The sequence below is a fragment of the Cellulomonas sp. CW35 genome (assembly GCF_052378485.1).
Classification (GTDB): domain Bacteria; phylum Actinomycetota; class Actinomycetes; order Actinomycetales; family Cellulomonadaceae; genus Cellulomonas; species Cellulomonas uda.
Genome location: NZ_CP199000.1, coordinates 1,869,275 through 1,886,162, shown reverse-complemented (window position 1 = coordinate 1,886,162; position 16,888 = coordinate 1,869,275). Strand labels below are relative to the sequence as shown.

16 protein-coding genes are annotated in these 16,888 nt (G+C 71.8%); 14 read left to right on the top strand and 2 right to left on the bottom strand.

The window, feature by feature from the left end; translation table 11 throughout:
• Positions 1-57 precede the first annotated feature (57 nt).
• The 9 genes from ACT17Q_RS08700 to aroC all read left to right on the top strand — a co-directional run bounded on the left by ACT17Q_RS08700 (position 58) and on the right by aroC (position 8,452).
• A complete protein-coding gene (locus ACT17Q_RS08700) occupies positions 58-501 on the top strand; it encodes a prepilin-type N-terminal cleavage/methylation domain-containing protein (RefSeq protein WP_094179962.1) in 444 nt (147 codons plus the stop codon).
• Positions 502-530: 29 nt separating this feature from the next.
• Positions 531-1,052, top strand: coding sequence for a hypothetical protein (locus ACT17Q_RS08695; RefSeq protein ID WP_444661902.1), 522 nt, complete (start codon positions 531-533; stop codon positions 1,050-1,052).
• Positions 1,049-1,732 (top strand): PilW family protein, encoded by a 684-nt coding sequence (locus tag ACT17Q_RS08690; RefSeq protein WP_094179964.1) that lies wholly within the window; start codon positions 1,049-1,051, stop codon positions 1,730-1,732. Before ACT17Q_RS08695 ends, ACT17Q_RS08690 begins: the two co-directional genes overlap by 4 nt.
• A complete protein-coding gene (locus ACT17Q_RS08685) occupies positions 1,723-3,561 on the top strand; it encodes a hypothetical protein (protein ID WP_444661900.1) in 1,839 nt (612 codons plus the stop codon). Before ACT17Q_RS08690 ends, ACT17Q_RS08685 begins: the two co-directional genes overlap by 10 nt.
• Positions 3,562-3,567: 6 nt before the next feature.
• Complete coding sequence (locus tag ACT17Q_RS08680; RefSeq protein WP_094179966.1) at positions 3,568-4,350, top strand: prepilin peptidase; 783 nt, start codon at positions 3,568-3,570, stop codon at positions 4,348-4,350.
• 111 nt (positions 4,351-4,461) lie between these two features.
• Entirely contained in the window at positions 4,462-5,526 is a 1,065-nt protein-coding gene (pilM, locus tag ACT17Q_RS08675) for a type IV pilus assembly protein PilM (protein ID WP_094179967.1), read from the top strand.
• The gene (locus ACT17Q_RS08670; RefSeq protein WP_198303525.1) at positions 5,523-6,281 is read left to right on the top strand and encodes a PilN domain-containing protein; all 759 of its coding nucleotides are present in this window, start codon (positions 5,523-5,525) and stop codon (positions 6,279-6,281) included. Before pilM ends, ACT17Q_RS08670 begins: the two co-directional genes overlap by 4 nt.
• A complete protein-coding gene (locus tag ACT17Q_RS08665) occupies positions 6,281-7,123 on the top strand; it encodes a hypothetical protein (protein WP_444661897.1) in 843 nt (280 codons plus the stop codon). The genes ACT17Q_RS08670 and ACT17Q_RS08665 overlap by 1 nt, the downstream gene beginning before the upstream one ends.
• 141 nt (positions 7,124-7,264) lie before the next feature.
• Positions 7,265-8,452 (top strand): chorismate synthase, encoded by a 1,188-nt coding sequence (gene aroC / locus ACT17Q_RS08660; protein ID WP_444661895.1) that lies wholly within the window; start codon positions 7,265-7,267, stop codon positions 8,450-8,452.
• A gap of 115 nt (positions 8,453-8,567) precedes the next feature.
• On the opposite strand, the gene ACT17Q_RS08655 is transcribed toward aroC, so the two are convergent.
• Positions 8,568-12,491, bottom strand: coding sequence for a fibronectin type III domain-containing protein (locus tag ACT17Q_RS08655; RefSeq protein ID WP_444661893.1), 3,924 nt, complete (start codon positions 12,489-12,491; stop codon positions 8,568-8,570).
• Positions 12,492-12,723: 232 nt separating this feature from the next.
• Here ACT17Q_RS08655 and ACT17Q_RS08650 point away from each other — a divergent pair, with 232 nt between their 5' ends.
• The 4 genes from ACT17Q_RS08650 (at position 12,724) to ACT17Q_RS08635 (ending at position 15,634) form a co-directional block, all read left to right on the top strand.
• Positions 12,724-13,326, top strand: coding sequence for a shikimate kinase (locus ACT17Q_RS08650; RefSeq protein ID WP_094179971.1), 603 nt, complete (start codon positions 12,724-12,726; stop codon positions 13,324-13,326).
• Positions 13,323-14,444: a 3-dehydroquinate synthase gene (gene aroB / locus ACT17Q_RS08645; protein ID WP_444661890.1), complete on the top strand. Its 1,122-nt coding sequence runs from the start codon at positions 13,323-13,325 to the stop codon at positions 14,442-14,444. The genes ACT17Q_RS08650 and aroB overlap by 4 nt, the downstream gene beginning before the upstream one ends.
• A 61-nt stretch (positions 14,445-14,505) precedes the next feature.
• Positions 14,506-14,946 (top strand): type II 3-dehydroquinate dehydratase, encoded by a 441-nt coding sequence (locus ACT17Q_RS08640; RefSeq protein WP_444661888.1) that lies wholly within the window; start codon positions 14,506-14,508, stop codon positions 14,944-14,946.
• 49 nt (positions 14,947-14,995) lie between these two features.
• Positions 14,996-15,634 (top strand): hypothetical protein, encoded by a 639-nt coding sequence (locus ACT17Q_RS08635; RefSeq protein ID WP_444661886.1) that lies wholly within the window; start codon positions 14,996-14,998, stop codon positions 15,632-15,634.
• Positions 15,635-15,644: 10 nt separating this feature from the next.
• On the opposite strand, the gene ACT17Q_RS08630 is transcribed toward ACT17Q_RS08635, so the two are convergent.
• Positions 15,645-16,088, bottom strand: coding sequence for a hypothetical protein (locus ACT17Q_RS08630; protein WP_444661884.1), 444 nt, complete (start codon positions 16,086-16,088; stop codon positions 15,645-15,647).
• A 235-nt stretch (positions 16,089-16,323) separates the two neighbouring features.
• Here ACT17Q_RS08630 and efp point away from each other — a divergent pair, with 235 nt between their 5' ends.
• Positions 16,324-16,887, top strand: coding sequence for an elongation factor P (gene efp, locus ACT17Q_RS08625; protein ID WP_094179976.1), 564 nt, complete (start codon positions 16,324-16,326; stop codon positions 16,885-16,887).
• The last annotated feature ends 1 nt before the right edge of the window (position 16,888 follow it).

The following is a 16,888-nucleotide window of genomic DNA, read 5'->3' as shown; positions in this document are numbered from 1 at the left end:
GGCTGGGGCTTTGATTCTGACAACGACAGACTCCGCTCGAACGAAGAGGACATCATCATGATGGCTCGCATCCGTAAGGCGATGAACGAGAAGGACCAGGGCTTCACGCTGGTCGAGCTCCTCGTCGTCATCATCATCATCGGCATCCTCGCGGCGATCGCGATCCCGGTGTACCTCGACCAGCAGAAGAAGGCCAAGGACTCCGCGGCCAAGACGGACCTCGGCAACGCCCGCATCGCGGTCGCCTCGGTCCTGACCGAGGCGCCCGACGCGACCGGCGTCACCGTCGGTGGCACGGCCCCGGCCTACACCTTCACGGCGACGGGTGGCTCCGCCACGGCCGCTCCCGAGGACTTCCAGGCGAGCCCGGGCGTCACGATCACGATCGCGAGCACCTCGCTCGACGACCTGTGCATCGGTGCCCACGTCGACGGTGGCAAGGTCGAGGACTTCTCGACCAACATGAGCGGCGAGATCTTCTCGGGCTCGACCACCTGCTGATCTGGTCCCCGCTGGGACTGGTTCCAGTCATGACAGTCCCGCTGTGGGGCACCACGCACGTGGTGCCCCACAGCGGTGTCTCGGAGGAGGTTGACGTGGCGCGGTGGCTGCCGGCCTGGCGTGGGGGCGACGAGGGCTTCGGCCTGGTCGAGGTCATGGTCTCGATGCTGCTGTTCGCGCTCCTCCTGATCACGACGATCGCGCTGCTGTTCTCGGCGATCAACGCCTCCGCGCGGAACTCGGCGATCGAGTCCGCGACGCAGTGGGCCTCCGAGCAGGTCGACACGGTGCACGCCTCTGTCGCCGGCCTCGACTCGGTCAAGGCGTGCCCGAAGTGGGCCGACGTGGTCTCGGCCGGTGCTCCGCCGAACCGCATGGACGGTCGCGGGCTCCCGCTCAAGATGATCGTCTCCGCGGGCGCTGCGCCCGCCAACTGCACCACCTCGTCGAACGCGCCGGTCGTCACCTACACGGTGACGGTCGTCGAGGCGTCCGACACCAGCAAGGTGCTCGCCACGAGCACCACGCGCATCGCGCTGGGGCTCGAGTGATCGCCCGCCTGCGCACCCGCGTGCGACGCGCCGTGCGGGAGGACCGCGCCGACGCGGGCTTCTCGATGGTCGAGCTCATCGTCGCGAGCATGATGTCGATCATCATGCTCGGCATCATCGGGTCGCTGTTCATCAAGACCCTGCAGACCCAGGGTGCCGTCACGGACACGACCACGACGAGCAACAACGCGAAGGTCGTCTTCGACGAGCTGCAGGCGGCGGTGCGCCTCGCGGTCGAGACCGACGTGCGCTCGTCGACGTCGATGGCCGTCGAGCCGACCGACGGCCGCGGGGACGTCCTGATCCTCAAGACCCGGCAGAACCAGGGCGAGGTCGCGAGCACGGGTACGTGGCGGTGCGTCGCCTGGTACCTCGACGCCGACGACCAGCTGCACAAGATCACCCGACCCGCGCAGGCGAGTGGGACGCCGGCGACCTCGGTCAACCCGGCGTCGTGGCCCATCGTCGCGCGCGGTGTGGCCGCCATCAGCGGTGCGAGCCCGTTCGTCGCGCTCGAGCCCGCGGTCGACGCCGAGGCCTGGTACCCCGGCAGCATCCAGGCCGCTCTGACCTTCCGCGAGGGCGACTCGCGCGTCCCCGTCGACCTCTCGTCCACGATCGTCCCGCGCCGTCAGCTGCAGCTCGACGGCGAGACCCCCGGAGGCATGCCGTGCGTGTAGAGAGCCGCGTGATGTCGCTCGTGCGTCGGGCCCGTCGCGACGACGAGGGTGCGTCCCTGGTGGCGGTGATCGGCGTGAGCGCCGTGATCGCGGTCCTCATGGTGGCCCTCGTCGGCACGGTGGTGTTCGCGATCGGGCAGACGACGGCCTCGCGCTCGTCCGTGAACGCGAAGTCGGCCGCCGAGGCAGGCATGGAGACCGCCGCGGCGAATGTCGCGAGCGGGACCTGCTGGTCCGGTGGCACGGGGTCCGGTACGAGCCCGGCCTGGCGTGCGCAGGTGCAGCGCCTCGTCTCGGCGGGCGCCGACCCGGCGCTCGAGGCCTCGTGGACGAACGGCTGCCCGGTCGCGGCCCCGCCCGGGGGCACCCCGACGCCGTTCCGGGTGATCTCCACCGGGTGGAGCGGCACGCCGGGTACCGGCAACGACTCGGGCGACATCCGCACGATGGTCGGCCAGTTCACCGTCGTGTCGCGTCCGACCTCGCCCGAGTTCGACTCCGCGATCTTCGGCGACGTCAAGACCGAGGCCACGACGAACCTCACGCTCGTCGGCGCCGACGGCGACATCGTCACCGACCACTTCGACTGCTCGTCGGCGATGGACACCGACGGCGGCGTGTTCGTGAACTCGTCGCTGTCCGAGGAGTCGATCATCAACACCGTCTGCAAGATGGACGGGAGCTTCATCAGCAAGGGCAACCTGACGTGCCCGGCCGACGGCTTCGTCGGCGGCGACGTGATCGTCGCGGGCGACGTCAAGTGGAACACGACGTGCAAGGTCAACGGCAAGATGTGGGTGGGCGGCAACTTCTACTGCCCGACCCCCGGTGCGACCGTGCTGGGCGACCTCGTCGTCGTCGGCAACGTCGAGATCTCGTCGGCCTGCAACCTCAAGGGCAACATCCAGATCGGCGGGCAGCTCAAGCTGTCCAACCCCCAGACGTGGAACGGCAACGTCACGATCGCGAACGGCGTCAACGCGAACAGCTCGGTGACGATCACGACGCCGGGCACGGTGCGGATCAAGGGCTCGCTCACCGGCGGCTTCACCGCCGCGAACGTGACGGCGGCCTCCAAGACGATCCCCGACTCGTCGGTGTCCGCGCCGGCGGCGCCGGACATGAGCGTCTACTTCCCGCCGGGCGACCCGAGCCTGGAGTACCCCAAGCTGACCAAGACGGACGCGCGGTGGAGCGGCTGGATCCAGCGCAAGTGGCGCGTGGACCTCGCCGCGCTCAAGACCGGCCCGTACCTCGCGGACGAGTGTTCGCAGGACTGGGTCAGCGGGTCCTCGAACTTCAGCGGTCCACTGGTCATCGCGACCCCGACGATCTACGACCTGCAGCAGCCGACCGCCTCGGGCGGCTGCGGGACGTCGTCCGTCGGGCTCGGAGGCGGGCTGACGATCAAGCTCTACGCGGACGCGGTGCTGTTCATGTCGGGCGCCACGGTCAAGACGGCGTTCCGCGTCGAGTCGGGTGACGGCAACAAGCACAGCCTCTACCTCGTCGAGCCGTGGCCGTCGGGCAAGGCGGACTGCGCGGCCGTCGGCAGCGCCGGCAAGGGCATCACCTTCAACACGACCGGGTTCTCGCAGGGCCCGAACACGCAGGTGATGGTCTACACGCCGGGGACGGTGAAGAACACGACCGGCGGCAGCCCCATGCTCAGCCTCACGGGCCAGCTGTACGGCTGCTCGGTCACGCTCGACACCCAGATGAAGCTCATCTACTCGGCGGCGACGTCGGGCGGCGGTTCCGCGGGCCGCGCGTTCGTCGTCTCGGAGCGCTTCCGGATGGACAACCAGGCGCTCTCGCTTGCACCCTGAGCCCTCGTGATCATCGTCGTCCTCCTCGCCGGGTTGCTCGGCCTCGCGGTCGGGTCCTTCCTCAACGTCGTCGTGTGGCGCGTACCGCGGGGCGAGTCGGTCGTGTCGCCGCCCAGCGCGTGCCCGCGGTGCGGCCACCGCATCCGCGCGCGCCACAACGTCCCGGTGCTGGGGTGGCTCGTCCTGCGCGGCCGGTGCTTCGACTGCGGTGAGCCGATCGCGGCGCGCTACCCGCTGGTCGAGGCCGGGACGGGGGTGGCGTTCGCGCTCGTGACGTGGTTCGCGGGCGTCTCGTGGGTCCTGCCGGCTCTGCTCTACCTGGCGGCCGTCTCGATCGCGCTCGCGCTGATCGACCTCGACTGCAAGCGGCTGCCCGACCCGATCGTGCTGCCGTCGTACGGCGTGGCCGCGGCGCTCCTCGCGCTGGCGGCCTGGAACCCGGGCGGGACGGCGCAGTGGTCGGCGCTCGTGCACGCCGCCATCGGTGCGGCCGTGATGTTCGTCGTCTACTTCGTGCTGCTCGTCGTCTACCCGTCCGGCATGGGCTTCGGCGACGTCAAGCTCGCGGGCGTGCTCGGGCTGTACCTCGGGTACTACGGCTGGGCCAGCTTCGTCGTCGGCTGGTTCGCGGCCTTCCTGCTCGGTGGCCTGTTCTCGGTCGCCCTGCTCGTCGGCGGTCGCGCGGGGCGCAAGACGCAGGTGCCGTTCGGTCCGTGGATGGTGCTCGGGGCATGGGTCGGCATCGTCCTGGGGGACCAGATCGGTTCGTGGTACCTGTCGCTCATCTAGGCCCTCGGGACGCCGTGCGACCAGGAGAAAGAGCGCGGCATTCGCCCTCAAGTCGGACGAGTGGTCACCCGATAGGACTGTCGGAACCGCTCTACTGACGGAGGTCGGCCTGTGGCCAGCACACGTGTGATCGGACTCGACATCGGCGCGGGCGCGGTACGCGCCGCCGAGCTCGAGTTCGGCTCCGGTGGTCCTAGCGGGAAGAACCCGCCCACGCTCGCGCGGTTCGGTGAGGTCCCGCTGCCGCTCGGCGCCGTGCGCGACGGTGAGGTCGTCGAGCAGGGCATCGTCGCGAACGCGCTCAAGCAGCTGTGGTCGAAGGCAAAGTTCCCGACGAAGGACGTCGTGATCGGCGTCGGGAACCAGCGCGTGCTGGTGCGCGAGACCGAGCTGCCCTGGATGCCGCGTCAGCAGCTCACCGACTCGCTCGCGTACCAGGTCGGCGATCTTCTGCCGATGGCCACCAACGACGCGCTGCTCGACTACTGCCCGACCCTCGAGGTCGACGGTCCCAACGGTCGCATGGTGCACGGCCTGCTGGTCGCGGCACAGCGCGACACGGTCAACGCCAACGTGCTCGCCGTCGAGGGCGCCGGCCTGCGTCCGACCATGGTCGACCTCAACGCCTTCGCGCTCGTGCGGGCGCTCGCGCGCGGCGACTACGCGCACCGCACCGTCGCGCTGGTCGACATCGGCGCGCAGATCACCACGGTCGTGGTCGCCGCGCAGGGTCAGCCGCGTCTCGTGCGCGCCCTTCCCCTCGGCGGTCACCAGGTCACCACCGCGGTCGCGAGCGCGCTCGGCATCTCCGCCGCGGAGGCCGAGACGGCGAAGCGTGAGATCGGCGTCGGCTACGCGGTCGCCCCCGAGCGTCAGCAGGCCGCCGAGAACGTCGCGGAGGTCGTGCGCCAGCTCGTCGAGTCGGTGCGCAACACGTTCGTGTACTACGCGGGCAACAACCCCGGTGCGGGGATCGAGCTCGTCGTCCTCACCGGCGGGGGCGCGCACCTGCCGGGCCTCGGGCAGTACCTGTCGAGCGCGAGCCGCATCGCCGTGACGCTCGGCGACCCGCTCGCCGGCCTGCGTGCGGCCAAGTCAGCCGGTCGTGAGCGCCTCGCGGGACGTGAGTCGCTCATCGCCCTTCCCGTCGGTCTCGCGTACGGAGTTGCCGCATGACCTCGTTGCTGGATCGTCCGACGAAGTCGAAGTCGACGAAGGCCAAGGCCCCCCAGTCGATCATCACCGGCCTCCCGCAGGTCAACCTCCTGCCGCCCGAGGTGCGCGCCGCGCGCGGGCTGCAGAGCATCAAGCGCTGGCTCGTCATCGCGCTGCTCGCCGTCCTCGTGCTGTGCGCGCTCGTATGGCTGCTCGCGCAGACCATCGCCGCGAACGCGCAGTCCGACCTCGAGGCGGCTCAGGCGGAGACCGCACGGCTGACGCAGGAGCAGGCGAAGTACGCCGAGGTCCCGCGCGTCCAGGCGCAGCTCGCCCAGGCGGAGCGCGCGCGGCAGATCGCCGGCTCGACCGACGTCGTCTGGAAGCCGTACATCGACGCGATCACGGCCGTGCTGCCCGAGGGCGCGAGCATCGACTCGTTCATCGTGGCCGGCGCGACCCCGATGGAGGGTGCGGCCGCGCCGGCGAACCTCCTGCAGGCCCCGAGCATCGGCAACCTCACGTTCGCGGCCCGGTCCGTGACCGTCCCGGATGTCGCCGCACTCATGGACGCGCTCGACTCGATCCCGGGCTTCGCCGACTCCTTCGTGACCGCTGTGACGATCACGGAGACCGAGGGCTTCGGCGTGTACTACAAGATCGACGGCAGCGTGCAGATCCAGCCCAGCGTCCTGTCGGGGCGGTTCGAGCCTGCCGACCCCGCCGCTGACGCGGCTGCGGACGCCGACGCGGACGCGAAGGACGAGGGCGAGTGATGGGGAACAGCAAGAAGTCCACCTGGATCGGCGGCACGGCGTTCATCGCGGTCGTCCTCATGGCGATGGCCTGGTTCCTGCTCGTCTCGCCGGTTCTCAGCCGGGCCGACGAGACGAAGGCCCAGACCGAGCAGACCGAGCAGCAGAACGTGGTCCTGCGCCAGAAGGTCGACGAGCTGAAGGCCGACTTCGCGCACCTCGAGGAGTACAAGGCGGAGCTCGCCGGCCTCCAGAAGGGCATCCCCACCACCGTCCAGCTCTCGTCCTACCTGCGTCAGCTCAACGACGTGGCTGCCGCGTACGGCGTCGTCGTCACGCAGCTCACGCCCTCGAACCCGCAGGCGATCACGCTCGCGACGCCCGTCGGCACCAATCCGGCCGACGCGTCGGGCGGCGTCTCGACCGAGGCGCCCGCGAGCGACCCCACGCCGAGCCCGAGCGCGTCCGCGGGTGCCGGGGACGCGACGGCGGAGCCCGTGCAGCCTGCCGCACCCGCGGTCCCCGCGGGCATGAGCGCGGTCCCGGTGTCGGTCATCGTGATGGGGACCTACCAGAACACGCTGGCCTTCCTCGACGGCCTGCAGAAGACCGAGCGGCTCTTCCTCGTCGGCGGTATGAACGCGCAGGCACAGGAGGAGAACGCGCAGCAGGACGGCCGACCTGCCACCGAGCTGGCCGACCTCGAGCTCACCGTCGACGGCTTCATCTGGGTCCTGCCCGACGGCACGCTCGGCGCCGCACCGGTCGGCGAAGGCGAGGAGGAGCCGCCGCTCCCGACCCCGGGCTCCGACCGCAACCCGTTCTACCCGATCGAGGGCTCCGACTCGGCCTCGTCCGACTGAGGACGGCAGCCACCCGTCAGGTCGACCAGGGCCGTCCCGCGTGCGGGGCGGCCCTGGGTCGCGTGAGGGGCCCGGCCGGACGGCGCGTCCACGTCGCAGACGACGGACGAGTGGCCGGCACCTGCATGGAAGGATGACCGCATGCTGCGCTGGTTGACGGCGGGGGAGTCTCACGGCCCCGCACTGGTCGGGATCCTCGAGGGCGTGCCCGCGGGGGTCGAGCTTCGTACCCAGGACGTCCAGGACGCCCTGGCGCGTCGCCGCCTCGGCTACGGCCGGGGCGCACGGATGAAGTTCGAGCAGGACGAGGTGCGGCTGCTGGGCGGCGTCCGGCACGGCCTGACCCAGGGAGGTCCGGTCGCGATCGAGGTGGGCAACACCGAGTGGCCCAAGTGGGTCGACGTCATGTCCGCCGATCCCGTGGACGACCCGGCGGTCCTGCAGCGCGCCCGGAACGCCCCCTTGACGCGGCCCCGCCCGGGGCACGCCGACCTCGTCGGGATGCGCAAGTACGCGTTCGACGACGCCCGTCCCGTGCTCGAGCGCGCATCGGCTCGCGAGACCGCGACGCGCGTCGCGCTCGGGGTCGTGGCCGCGAAGCTGCTCGAGCAGGCGGCGGGCATCCGGCTCGTCTCGCACGTCGTCGGGATCGGCCCGGTCGCCGTGCCGGACGACGCGGAGCTGCCCGGCCCCGACGACGTCGCCGCGCTCGACGCGGACCCCGTGCGCTGCTTCCACGGCGAGACCTCGGCGGCGATGGTCGCGGAGATCGACGAGTGCCACAAGGACGGCGACACGCTCGGCGGCGTCGTCGAGGTCCTCGCGTACGGCGTCCCGTCCGGGCTCGGCTCGTACGTGCACGCCGACCGTCGGCTCGACGCGCGCCTGGCGGCGACGCTCATGGGCATCCAGGCCATCAAGGGTGTCGAGGTGGGCGACGGGTTCCGCACCGCGACGCGCCGCGGCTCGCAGGCGCACGACGAGATCGACCGCGTCGACGGGCGCGTGCAGCGCCGCTCGAACCGTGCGGGTGGCCTCGAGGGCGGCATGACGAACGGCGAGATCCTGCGCGTGCGCGCGGCCATGAAGCCCATCTCGACGGTCCCGCGCGCGCTCGCGACGATCGACACGAGCACGGGCGAGCCGGCCACCGCGCAGCACCAGCGCTCGGACGTGTGCGCGGTCCCGCCGGCGGCGGTCGTCGCCGAGGCGATGGTGGCGCTCGTCCTCGCGGACGCGCTGCTGGAGAAGACCGGAGGGGACTCGGTGTGCGAGGTGCGGCGCAACCTCGAGGCGTACCTCGACGCGATCCCCGAGCTGCTGCGCTGAGCCCCGGCGGCGGCGCCGGCCCGCACGGCACGGCGCGCGCTCCTGAACGACGAAGGTCCGGTCACCCCGAGGGGTGCCGGACCTTCGTCGTCGGACGTCTGTCGCCGGGCGCGGGTCAGCGGGCGACGACGCGCACCTTCGAGCTCGCCGGGCTGTTGCCGAGGTTGCTCTTGGCGATGACGCGGAAGTAGTACGTCTTGCCCCTCGTGGCGCTCGACCAGGTCCAGCTCGTCGTGCTCGCCGTCGTGGTCTTGAGCGACCTCCACGTCGTGCCGTTCGTCGAGTACTGCACCGTGTAGCCGGAGATCGTCGAGCCGTTCGCGTTGGCCTTGGCCCAGCTCACCTTGATCCTGCTGGAGCCCGTCGCCAGTGCGCTCACGCCGGTGGGCGCCAGCGGCTTGCCGGCGGGAACCACCGAGACGGCGGAGGAGGCCGTGCCGTCCTTCGCCACGAGCGTGCGAGCGAGCACCCGGAACTGGTACTTCGCACCGTTGACGAGCGAGGAGATCGTGGCCGATCGCGACGGCGTCGTCGTCTTCGTGACCCAGGCGGACCACGTCTTCGTCGTGGCCGAGTAGGAGCGCATCTGCACGACGTACTCGCTGAGCAGGTCTCCACCGAGAGAGCTCGGGGCGCTCCAGGTGAGCGTGACCTTGCGGTCACCGGACTTGGCCGCGAGCGAGCGAGGAGCACTCGCGGTGCCGAGCGCCATCTGCTCCCCGGTCGCCGGCAGGCCGGTACCGACGACGTTCTGGCCCGCGACCTCGACCCGGTACTTCTTGAGCGCGGACAGGCCGGTGATCGTGTACTTCGTGGCGGAGGCCGGCAGTGCGACCGTCGTCCACGTCGACGAGGTGGTCAGGCGGTAGCGCAGCGTGATCGCGGTGAGCGAGGCACCCGACGTCACGGGCTTCGCCCAGGCGACGTCCAGCGAACGCAGCTTGGACGTGAGCGTGAGAGTCGCGGGTGCCGACGGCACCGAGGCCGTCGTCTTCTCGCTGGTCCTGGACCAGGGCCCCTGGCCCTCGCTCGTGCGCCCCGCGACCTCGAACTGGTAGGTCGTGCTCGACGCGAGCCCGCTGACCGCCACGTTCGAGCCGGTGATGGCGTCCAGGTACGTCCACGTCGCCTCGGGCGTCTGCTTCACGCGGTAGCGCACGACGTACTCGACGGTGTCGTCCGAACCCGCCGCGGCGCCCGTCAGGGGCGTCCACGCGTACGTCAGCCCGCCGGTGCTCAGCGTCGGCGTCGTCGTCGCCGGAGCGGCAGGTGCCGTGCGGGTGAAGTACCGGCCTTCCGTGGACTCGCCGAGGACCGGGCGCGAGGCGCTCCCGTACTTCTCGCCGACGGCCCGCACCCGCCAGTAGTAGGTCGTCCCGTACGACGCGACCGTCGTCGGGGCGTACGCGCTCGCGATCGTCTCGACGACCGCGGCGCTCGCCAGACCGCCCGAGGTGGTCGCGACCTGCACGAGGTAGCGCGACGCACCCTCGACCGGCGCCCAGTCGAGCACGCGCGTCGAGGTGGTCAGCACGTCGTCGACGGGCGTGCGCAGGGTCGGCCGACGCTCCCCGACGGCGAACGTCGCGCCCGTGCTCCAGGGCGACGCGTTGCCGGCGGTGTCGATCGAGCGGACGCGCCAGCCGTACGTCCCGGCCGAGAGGTCGGTCAGGGAGAGCGCACCCTGGGCGAGCGACTCCGTACCGAGCTTCGAGACCGTGATCTCGCTGCCCGCCGCAGCCCAGTACTGGACCTCGTACCGGGACGCCGTCGCGCTCGTCTGCCAGGACAGCGTGGCGCCCGCCGCGGTCGTCCGGCTCGTCGGTGTGTGGGGGGCGGGCGTCGCGGTGCTGAACTCGATCGTCCTGCTGGGACGCCCGGGCGAACCGTTCGCGTCGAGCGGCGCGACCGTCAGCTTGTAGGAACCGGGCGCGAGGGGCTCCTCGGTCTTCGGGTTGACCGCGACGAAGTACGGGTACTCGATCTTCTGGGTCCCGACGAGGGTGCCGCCGCTCGTGGTGAGCGTCACCTGGTACCCACGTGAGCCGCCGTCCGCGGGCGCGGTGTCGGCCTGGGGGCGCCACGCGAAGACGATCGTGCCGTCGGCGCTCACGGTGCGCGTCGTCTCGTCGTCGAAGAACGACGTGGCAGTGCTGGTCTTCGTCCAACTCGGCTTCGTCGCGGATCCCAGCGCGGTGTACGTGACCGCCGTCCAGTTCTGCGTCCAGAAGGGACGGACCTGCCAGTAGTACGGCATGCCCGTCTCGTTGTCGCCGAAGACGCCGTTGATCCGCAGACGCGTCGACGGCGTGCGCGTCACCGAGACGGGGTTCGTCATGTCGGGGTTGAGCGCGACCGTGACCTCGTACCCGTCGACGGGCGTCAGCTCCAGCTCCGGGTCGGTATCCGTCCCGCCGACCTTCTTCCAGTACCGGGCGGTGTTCCACGAGAAGGTCGGGGACGGCTGGCCGGCGACGGCGGTGCCGGTGGCCCAGGCGGTGGTGTCCGGCTCGACGTCGAGCGCGCTCGTGTCCCGGGGCGAGGTGACCTCGATCCAGCGCTCCCGGTCGCTCGCCCCGCTCTCCTCGGGGTCGGACCACGCGCTGACGAGCGTGCCGACCGGGTTCGTCGACGCGCTGAGCGCGGTCGTGTCCTTGCCCGAGTAGTCGATCGCCCGCACACGCCACGTGTATGTCCTGCCCGGGGCGATCCGCTTGGCGGCATCGCCGTTCCAGAGGCACTGGCTCTGGCCGACGAGCGCACCGGGCGTGCCGGCTCCCGCAGCGACGTACCCGACGATCGTGGCCGAGGTCGACGCGGTGCGGCAGGTCAGCCGCGGGTCGCCGTTGTGCGGCACGACCTGCACCTCGTACAGGGTCGCGCGGGGCACCGGGTCCCACGAGAGCTCGAAGTCGTCGATCGACACCGGCGTGGGCGCGTACTGCGGTCCGCCGACGAGCGGCGCAGGGTACGTCGCGTCGGCGGCGGGCGCCGTCTGCGGGCCGGTCTGGCCGCCCCAGAGCTTGCGGAACTGCCGGACCTCCGATGCCGTCCCGGGGTTGCCGGCCAGGTCGTACGGGATGACCTGCCAGAAGAAGTTGCGGTCGGCGAACGCGATCGTCGGCACCCACGTGGTGAAGGGCGTCGTGCCGCTCGCCTCCTGGATCCGGCTCGTGACGCTCGTGCCGTCGTCGCTGCGCGACGTCCCGATCACGACCTCGTACCTCGAGGCCCCGGCGACGGGCGTCCACGTGAGCTTGACGTCCGAGACGCCGGGGGCTCCGGCGACCCAGTTCGCGGGCGACGTGAGGGTCGGCTGCGAGGCGGACGCGGGCCACTCGACTCGGAACTCCCACGGCTGCGAGTACGGACCGGTCGTCCCGGCCGTGACTCCGGTGTAGAGGACCGCCTGCACGCGCCAGTGCCACGTGATCGGGAAGCCTCCCGACTCACGTGCGAGCGGCGTCGCGGGTGTGTAGGTCGTCCCCGTCGTCGTGTACGTCTTGAGGTCCGTCGTGAAGCCTGCGTCGGAGGCGTACTGCAGCCGGTAGAGCTGGGCCCCTGCGACGGGCTCCCAGGAGAAGACCACCGGGTCGGGGTAGGTCACGACGCCGCCGGTGGCGCTGCCGGGTCCGAGGAGCGTCGGCACGGCTCCCGCCGTGATGTCGAGCTGCGTCGGCGCGGAGTACGCGCCGAGCGTGGAGCTCGTGGTGCCGGTGCCGTACGACGCGACCCGCCAGTAGAGCGTGCGGTCCTCGGTGGTGCTCCACGACGTGGGAATCACCCAGCTGACGTTGTACGTCGCCACCGTCGTCAGGATCGAGCCCGAGACGAAGCTCGGGTCGGTCGCGACCTGCAGCGAGTAGGCGCTCGCGCCGTCCGCGGGTGCCCAGGTGAGCGTGATGTCGCCGTCCTGGTCGACCGCGGTGGAGGACGTGGCAGGCGCCTCGGGTGCGGCGGTTGCGGCGGGGGCGGTGGCGGCCACCGCCGAGACGATCAAGGTGGTGGAGACGAGGACGGCGAGCGTGCGACGCAGCACGGTTCCTCCGGGTTAGGGCCGACGAGTCAGTCGGCTACTCGGCATCTGGCCGCGTCGAGTTGAGACCGGATCCAGGAATTGGGGCAAGAAGGACCCGAACGGCCCACACCGGACGGCGCAGGAGGCTGAGTCGCCGTCCCGCACGTGGCGTCCGCCCAGGTCAAGCGTGAGTCGCGCAGGCAGGCACGGACACCATCGGGATGCGGGTCGTGGCTGGACTAGGCTCCCGCCCGTGCCCTCCACCGACCGCCCCGGACCCCGCATCGTCCTCGTCGGACCGCCGGGTTCCGGCAAGTCCACGGTCGGCGCGGCGCTGGCCGAGCGGTGGCACCTCGCGCTGCGGGACACGGACGGTGACGTCGAGGCGCGTGCAGGCAGGACCATCCCGGAGATCTTCTTCGACGAGGGCGAGCCGGCGTTCCGCGCGCTCGAGCGCGACGCGGTCGCCGCGGCCGTGGCCGAGCACGACGGGGTGCTCGCGCTGGGCGGGGGCGCCGTGCTCGACGCGGGCACGCAGCGCGTCCTCGCGGATTACGTGGCCTCGGGTGGCGACGTGGTGTTCCTCGACGTGACGCTCACGCACGCCGCGCCGCGCGTGGGCTTCAACCAGTCACGGCCGCTGCTGCTCGGCAACCCGCGCGCGCAGTGGCAGGCGCTCATGGAGGCCCGGCGCCCGGTCTACGAGCGGGTGAGCACGGTGCGGGTCCTCACGGACGGGCTGCGCCCCGCCGACGTGGCGGAGGCGGTCGAGGTGGAGCTGGCGGCGCTGCGGACGGCGCGCGCGACGGGCGAGCCGGCGCAGGCACCGGCACCGACGGACGAGGGGGACGTGTGAGCGACGTGCGACGAGTCACGGTCACGGGGGAGCGCCCGTACGACGTGGTGATCGGCCGGAACCTGCTCGCGGAGCTGCCGGCGACGCTGGGGGAGGCGGTCCGGCGCGTGCTCGTCGTGCACCCCGCGGCGCTCGCGACCACAGCGGACGTCATCATCGAGGACCTCCGGGCGCACGGCTACGAGACGTTCGGCGCCGAGGTGCCCGATGCCGAGGAGTCGAAGACCGCGCAGGTCGCCGCGTTCCTGTGGGGCGTCCTGGGTCAGGCGGACTTCACGCGGTCCGACACGATCGTCGCGGTGGGCGGCGGCGCGACGACGGACCTGGGCGGCTTCGTCGCCGCGACGTGGCTGCGGGGGATCCGCGTGGTGCAGGTCCCGACGACGGTGCTCGCGATGGTCGACGCGGCCGTCGGCGGCAAGACCGGCATCAACACGGCCGAGGGCAAGAACCTCGTTGGGGCGTTCCACCCCCCGGCGGCGGTGCTGTGCGACCTCGCGGCGCTCGAGTCCATGCAGCCCTTCGACTTCGTCGCCGGGCTCGCGGAGATCGTCAAGGCGGGTTTCATCGCGGACCCGCGGATCCTCGAGCTCGTGGAGGGGAACGTGGACCTCCTGAAGGACCCGGTCGCTGCGGCGCGCTCGGAGGTCCTGCTGGAGCTGGTCGAGCGCGCGGTGGTCGTGAAGGCACGCGTCGTGGGTGAGGACCTGAAGGAGGCCGGCCTGCGCGAGATCCTCAACTACGGCCACACGTTCGGCCACGCGGTCGAGCACGTCGAGCGCTACCAGTGGCGGCACGGCGCGGCGGTGTCGGTCGGCATGGTCTACGTGGCGGAGCTCGCGCGCCTCGCGGGGCGCCTGTCCGACGACGTCGTCGCGCGCCACCGTGCGGTCCTGACGTCGCTCGGTCTGCCGACGACCTACCGCGGCGACCGCTGGGAGCGGCTGCTGACCGCGATGCGTCGCGACAAGAAGACGCGCGGGGACCTGCTGCGCTTCGTCGTGCTCGAGGACGTCGGCCGTCCCACGCGCCTGGAGGGTCCCGACCCGACGCTGCTCGCGGCGGCGTACGCCGAGGTCGCCGAGGGTGCGACGTCGTCGTCCGCGGTCGCGTTGTGACGCGCGGCGCGTCGGCGCCCGTCCGGCGGGCGTGGCGCGGGCCCGTCGATAGGCTTCCCGCATGACGCGAGTGCTGGTGCTCAACGGTCCGAACCTGGCGCGACTGGGCACCCGTGAGCCGGAGGTGTACGGCTCCACGTCGTTCTCCGACCTCGTGTCGGCGGTGCAGCGGTGGGGTGCCGGGCTCGGCCTCGACGTGGAGGTGCGGCAGACCGACGACGAGGCGGAGCTGATCGGCTGGCTGCACGAGGCCGTCGACTCGCGCAGCGACGTCGTGCTGAACCCCGCGGCGTTCACGCACTACTCGTACGCGATGCGGGACGCGGCCGCGCAGGTCACGGGCGCTCGCCTGCGGCTCGTCGAGGTGCACATCACCAACCCGTACGCGCGGGAGACGTTCCGGCACACGTCGGTGGTCGGCGGGGTGTCGACGGGGACGGTCGCGGGCTTCGGCCTGGACTCGTACCGTCTGGCGCTGTCGGCGCTCGCTCCGACCGACTGAACAAGTTCCTACACTTGTGCGAGACTGAACAAGTCGGCAGACTGGTGCCATGTTCGTCCTGACGATCGACCAGCGAGGCAGCCGCCGCAACGGCGACCGGGTGCCCGAGTTGCTCGCCGCGTTCGAGGACGTCTGGCCCGGTGCGGTCGCCGGATCGGCCGTGCCGCGGCCCGAGGGAGTCGTGCTCGGGTTCGAACGGACGGTGGGGGACGAGGTGCAGGGCGCGCTCGACGACGCCGGGCTGGCCGTCGCGATCGTCCTGCGGGTGCTGCGGGCCGGCGGCTGGAGCGTCGGCATCGGCTGCGGACGGGTCGACGAGCCGCTCGCGGAGACCTCCCGGGCGGCGTCAGGCACCGCGTTCGTCCTGGCCCGGGACGCGGTCGAGGCCGCCAAGAGCCGCCAGCGCGTGGTCCCGTTCGCTGTCCGCGGTGCGCACCACCAGGCGGGCCTCGACGCCGAGGCCGTGCTGACGCTCGTCGCCGCGACCGCAGCGCGGCGCACCGCGGCGGGTTGGGAGGCCGTCGACGCGGTTGACGCGGCAGGACCCCACGCGCGTCAGGAGGACGTGGCCGCCGCCATGGGCATCACGCAGCAGGCCGTCAGCCAGCGTCTGCGCACGGCGCTCTACGACGAGGCGCGCGCCGCGTCCGGCGCCGCGGCGCGTCTCCTGCTGGCCGCCCAGGGCTGAGCGCGCGACCTCACAGCGCCAGCGACGCGAGCAGACCCCATCCAGCCGCCCAGATCAGCGACGCGAGCGTGCCGATCACGAACCGCTCCGACGCGCCGGGGTTCTCCTTCAGCTCGGGGTAGCGGCCGAGACCCTTGACGGCCACGACGATCGCCACCCCCGCGGGCTGGCCGAGCAGCACGCACGCGGTGACCGCTGCCCGCTCCAGGAAGCCGATCCACGTGCCGCCCCGCAGCGCCGCGCGGGCCGCCGGGCCGTCCGGGCCCGCGGGGTCGAGGGACGACGACGGACCGGGCGGGGGCGGCACCGGCCCGGGGGCGACCGTCGCGCCGCGCGCCCCGGCCACGGGGTCGGCGCCCGGCCGCGACGCGAGGCGCAGGACGCCCGAGACGAACCACCAGCCGCCGCCGACGGAGACGACGAGCGCGCCGAGGACCGCGAGCACAACGAGCATGCGCCTACCGAACCACAGGCCACCCGCACACGTCCCCGGTTCGTCCCGGCCGGTCGTCGGGCACCACCGTCCCGAGGGCTGCCGGCGGCGGCGCGTGCGGCGGGCGGACGGTGGGGTGCGTGCCGGGACGGTACGATGGTCGGCGGCCTGCGGCCGGACGCGACCACCCGGGGGACCCGTCGGGTGCGGGGCGCGCGAGCCGCCTCGATCCACCCTCGACAGGAAGCGACGAACCGTGGCGACCACGAACGACCTCAAGAACGGCACCGTGCTGCGCATCGACGGCCAGCTCTGGACCGTCATCGAGTTCCAGCACGTCAAGCCCGGCAAGGGTGGCGCCTTCGTGCGCACCAAGCTGAAGAACGTCCTGAGCGGCAAGGTCGTCGACCGCACGTTCAACGCCGGCGTGAAGGTCGAGACGGCCAACGTCGACAAGCGCGAGATGCAGTACCTGTACAAGGACGGCGACGACTTCGTGTTCATGGACACGGACACGTACGACCAGCTGCACGTGCCGGCCGCGACCGTGGGCGACGCCGCGAACTTCATGCTCGAGAACCAGAACGCGCTGGTCGCGACGAACGAGGGCGCCCCGCTGTACGTCGAGCTCCCGCCGTCCGTGACGCTGCTGGTCACGTACACCGAGCCGGGTCTGCAGGGCGACCGCTCGAGCGCGGGCACCAAGCCCGCGACGCTCGAGACGGGCTACGAGATCCAGGTCCCGCTGTTCCTCGAGGCCGACACCAAGGTCAAGGTCGACACGCGCGACGGCTCCTACCTGGGTCGCGTGAACGACTGAC